3 protein-coding genes and 2 pseudogenes are annotated in these 4448 nt (G+C 60.9%); 1 reads left to right on the top strand and 4 read right to left on the bottom strand.

Annotated features, from left to right (window positions below; all coding sequences use genetic code 11):
- Positions 1–21: 21 nt before the first annotated feature.
- Positions 22–255 (bottom strand): annotated as a pseudogene (locus AC0QUY_RS42190) (transposase domain-containing protein); the annotation flags it as partial.
- An 809-nt stretch (positions 256–1064) separates the two neighbouring features.
- Between AC0QUY_RS42190 and AC0QUY_RS42185 the strand changes: the two are divergent.
- Entirely contained in the window at positions 1065–2078 is a 1014-nt protein-coding gene (locus AC0QUY_RS42185) for a reverse transcriptase domain-containing protein (protein ID WP_475391691.1), read from the top strand.
- Positions 2079–2244: 166 nt separating this feature from the next.
- On the opposite strand, the pseudogene tnpC reads toward AC0QUY_RS42185, so the two are convergent.
- The 3 genes and pseudogenes from tnpC to AC0QUY_RS42170 form a co-directional block, all read right to left on the bottom strand.
- Positions 2245–3600, bottom strand: a pseudogene (gene tnpC, locus AC0QUY_RS42180) (IS66 family transposase); the annotation flags it as partial.
- Between the two features lie 74 nt (positions 3601–3674).
- Entirely contained in the window at positions 3675–4019 is a 345-nt protein-coding gene (tnpB, locus tag AC0QUY_RS42175; RefSeq protein WP_071916490.1) for an IS66 family insertion sequence element accessory protein TnpB, read from the bottom strand.
- The gene (locus tag AC0QUY_RS42170) at positions 4016–4363 is read right to left on the bottom strand and encodes a transposase (RefSeq protein ID WP_246738295.1); all 348 of its coding nucleotides are present in this window, start codon (positions 4361–4363) and stop codon (positions 4016–4018) included. Before AC0QUY_RS42170 ends, tnpB begins: the two co-directional genes overlap by 4 nt.
- Positions 4364–4448: the final 85 nt, after the last annotated feature.

The raw sequence follows: 4448 nt of genomic DNA, 5'->3' as shown, positions 1-4448 counted from the left end.
GTAAGCGGCAAGCTGAGGCCGTCAGGCGGCGTGGTTCCATGGCATAAGCGCGTCGATTTCGCTGCTCGGCCAGCCGTTGGCGATACGCTGAAGCGTGAGGGTGAGCCAGGCGAACGGATCGACGTTGTTCATCTTCGCTGTCTGCAGCAGCGTTGCGATGGTCGCCCAGGTTCGCCCGCCGCCGTCGCTGCCAGCGAAGAGGCTATTCTTTCTCGTAATTGTTTGTGGCCTGATGGCGCGTTCGACGATGTTGGAGTGTGTGCCTTGCAAGGCGCACTGTTCTCCGTGGTGGAACCCCAGGCCGGCTAACTCTCGCTCCAGCCGGAAGTATTCGGGGCGGGTCAGGAGGCAACGAATGACCTGAAGCACTCCGAAAATGTGCCCTTTATGAGGGTCGACGGTCCGCGCGGGCCGCAACGTGAGTGAACATTGAGCAGGCCTCGAAATGTCGTTGTGGGAGCCGACCCGCCATTCTAACGGGGAAGGCCGCAGTCGTGGAGGAAGCGAGCGAGAAACGCACTCCATGGTCCCACCGGGGTAGTGATGGCAGCACGCGCGGGACATGAACAGTGGGCAACAAGGGAAGTCTGCCGCCGTGGATAGGCGCAAGCCTGAATCCAACGACGAACCCGTGAGGGTCAGCGTCGGCGGTGACAGATGGCGGATGGGTCCGTAGTACCGGTGATGTCGGGTAACGCCGACGGAGGAAAGGGATCCTGACTCGATCCAAGCGAGAACGATAGTCGAGAACACGGCGATTGGTGATGAACCTAGTAACACCGAGAATATCCGTTCAGAAACTTCAGACCTCGCTGCAGGCGAAAGCTAAGGCTGAACAGATTATCGATTCTACTCTCTTTGGGACAAAATCTGCAGACTGGATGTGCTGGAGGAAGCCTACAGGCGCTGCCGAGCAAACCGGGGGTCGCCGGGGGCGGATGGCATCACATTTGCTCAGATCGAAACCGAGGGACGCGAACGATGGCTGGAAAATGTCAGACAGGAGCTGACGGCGGGTGACTACCGACCGCAGCCCCTTCTGAGGGTATGGATACCGAAGAGCAATGGCGGACGCCGACCGCTCAGCATTCCAACCGGTCATGACGGCGGCGATGCTGGTGATCGGCGCCATCTTCGAAGCGGACCTGCTGGAGAACCAGTATGGCTTCCGCCCGAAGGTGGACGCCAAGATGGCAGTGCGCCGCGTGTTCTGGCACATCAGAGATCATCGGCGATCAGAGATCGCCGATGCGGACCTGAGGGATTACTTCACCTCGATTCCGCATGCACCACTGATGAAATGCCTCACACGCAGGATCGCCGATGGTCGGCTTCTTTCGATGATCAAAGGCTGGCTGACAGTCGCGGTTATCGAGAAAGACGGCCGGCGGATCACAAGGACGGCGGAGGCTCGGACGAAGAAAAGAGGAACTCCACAAGGCTCACCTTTGAGCCCGTTGTTGGCGAATCTCTACTTTCGTCGGTTTCTGCTGGCTTGGCGCAAACACGGACACCAAGATCAACTCGATACGCATATCGTGAATTACGCGGATGACTTCGTGATCTGCTGTCGCCCCGGTTCGTCCGAGACGGCAATGGCGCGGATGCAGACGCTAATGAACAGGCTCGGGTTGGAGGTGAACGAGACCAAGACGCGACTCGCTCGGGTCCCAGAGGATAGCGTAACATTCCTCGGGTATACGATCGGACGCTTCTATGGAAAGGGAGGTCAAGCCTTTCTTGGCACAAGACCTTCCAAGAAAGCCGTTCGACGATTGCTCAGACAGGTCCACGAACGCACGACACGTCAGTGGTATCCGGACTCACCGGAGAACACAGTCGCTGTCATCAACCGCTTCCTACGCGGCTGGTGCGGCTACTTCGACCAAGGTCCAGTGGTGGAAACTTACAACCTCATTCGGCAATACGTCGACCGTCGTCTGCGTCATTGGTTGGTCCAGCGCACCGGGGCGCGTGGCCGGGGCTTCAACCGTTACTCGCAGGAATACCTGCATGAAACGCTTGGCCTCTACCGCCTCCCAAGAGCGCGTGCCGACGTGCCGAGAGCGAAGGCTTGATGGGTTGAGAGAAAGCCGGATGCGGGAAATCCGCACGTCCGGTTTGACGAGCGGCGACTGGAAACGGAGCCATGGTCCGAAATGAGGCACCGGCACTCAGCGAAAGCTGCCGGCCAACGGCAACTCCTCGGAACCTGTAGCCACCGCGCCAGTCGTCGACTCTACCGAGCTCGATGCGACCATCGGTCAGGAAGCGCTCGAAGATGGCACGGCGCGAGACGGCATAGCGGATCGCCTCGGCCAGTTTTGATTTGCCGGAGATCCGCCGCAAGCTCTGCTGCCAGAGGTCGAAGAGATCTGCGACGACCGCTGCGGAGGCTTGCTGGCGCGCGGCAACGCGTGCGTCGGGGCTTTGACCGCGCACGGTCTTCTCGACCTGCCAGAGCTTTGCCATCCGCTCGACCGTCGTCGTTGCCACTCTCGAGCTTCCTGCAACATGCAGCTCGTAGAACTTGCGTCTGCTGTGTGACCAGCAGCCAGCCAAGGTGATGCCATCATTGCCGCGATCGGGTCGCGCCAACTTGTTATAGGCGGCATAGCCATCCACCTGCAGGATGCCGCGATAACCATTGAGATGCCGGACCGCGCATTCGCCGGAGCGGCTGTCTTCGAAGCGATAAGCCACCATCGGGGGACCGCTGCGGCCAAAGGTTCGGTCATCTCTGGCATAGGCCCATAAGTAGGCCGTCTTCGCCGATCCGGAGCCCGGAGCGAGTGTCGGCAAGGTGGTTTCGTCGGCAAAGACCCGTTCGGCCTTCTTGACCTCGCTGAAGATGTAGTCGGCTACGATCTCCAGCTCGAAGCCGAGCTTGCCCATCCATTGCGCCATCAGCTGGCGGTCGAGCCCGACCTTGTCGCGGGCGTAGATGGCCTCCTGCCGGTAGAGCGGCTGGCCATCGGCATATTTGGAGACGGCGATCTGGGCCAGAAGCGCTTCCGTCGGAATGCCTCCTTCAATGATATGGGCCGGGGCCGGCGCCTGGATTACGCCGTCCGCGTTCTTGAAGGCATACTTGGGACGGCGCGTGACGATCACACGGAACTTCGCTGGCACCACATCCAGGCGCTCCGACACGTCCTCGCCGATCAGCACCTTCTGCTTGCCGGCATGCTTAGCCAGCTCTTCCGGCTCAATGACGGTTTCGATCCGTTCCAGATGGGGTGCAAAGCCCTTGCGCCGGCGCGGTGCACGCTTGCCTTCCGCTTGCTCACGGCCCTTGCTGACCTGGGCCTTGATCGCGGCGATGCCGGTCTCGATCTCCTCGAAGACAAAGGCCCGCTGTTCATCGTCGCCGTTCACAGAGCCGAGCTTTTCCGATCGTCGGCCGAACCGGGCGCGGTCGAAGGCCTTCAGGATCTGCGTCAGCCGCTCGATGCGCGCATCGGCATCGGCGTTGCGCGCCCTGAGATCGGCGACTTCGCTCTCCAGAGCATCGGCGCGGGCCGCCTTCTCGGCCATGGCAAGCACCATGGCTTTCAACATCTCTACGTCATTCGGGAGGTTGAGATCGGGCGGCGTCATTGGCCCGACCAGAGCACATTTTGCCCCGTTTCTCTTGCCCTTTCAGCTCACTGATTCACTTCGCCGCAGCGCTTTTACCCAACAATCTCCGGCGGCTTGACCGCCACGGTCCGGACCCGCTTCCAGTCCATCCCATCCACCAGTGCCATCAACTGCGCCGGGTTGAGCTGCACCCGATGATGCCCGATCCGCGGCCAGCAGAACTTCGCCTTTTCAAGACGCTTTAAATAGAGGCACACGCCGGACCCATCCCACCATACGATCTTTATTCTGTCGGCTCTTTTGGCCCGGAAGACATAAAGCGCACCGTCGAACGGATCTGAGCCCGCATCGCGCACAAGCGCAACAAGGCCATCGATACCCTTGCGGAAGTCGACTGGATGGCTGGCGAGGAACACCTTCACACCCGAGGGAATCATGCCGAACGCACCGCCCGGATCACCCGCTGCAAGTGCGCCTCGTCGACGTCCACGCCGGCACGCACGACCACCTCGCCAATGGCAATCTCAATCACTGTGCCTGCCACAGACGCCACCACACCCTCGCAACTCGAGTGCCGCGAGCGATAATGCCGCTCGGCCCGAGCATCACGGCGCCAGGCGAACAGCTGCGACGGGTGAATGCCGATCCGGCGGGCGATCGCCGAGACGCTCGCGCCAGGCTCCAGCGCCTCTGTCACAACTTGCGCTTTGAACTCGTCCGACCAGCGTCGGCGAAGCTGCCGCGGCGCTCCCTCAAGACGGTCGGCGACCGCTTCGATCATATGGAAGGTTCTAGTTCCAGAACTAGGCGCAGACATAGAAGCTCACATCGGCTCACAAACTCAGCAGCCGATAGCCGATCGCTTA

The organism is Bradyrhizobium sp. WYCCWR15520 (assembly GCF_056174665.1).
Note: the sequence above shows the minus strand (reverse complement) of the source record. Positions and strands in the feature narration are given on the sequence as shown.

Coding starts and splice junctions, on each gene's coding strand:
- AC0QUY_RS42185 (WP_475391691.1), top strand. CDS start 1,065: ATGGCGGACGCCGACCGCTCAGCATTCCAACCGGTCATGACGGCGGCG.
- AC0QUY_RS42170 (WP_246738295.1), bottom strand. CDS start 4,363: ATGATCGAAGCGGTCGCCGACCGTCTTGAGGGAGCGCCGCGGCAGCTT.
- tnpB (WP_071916490.1), bottom strand. CDS start 4,019: ATGATTCCCTCGGGTGTGAAGGTGTTCCTCGCCAGCCATCCAGTCGAC.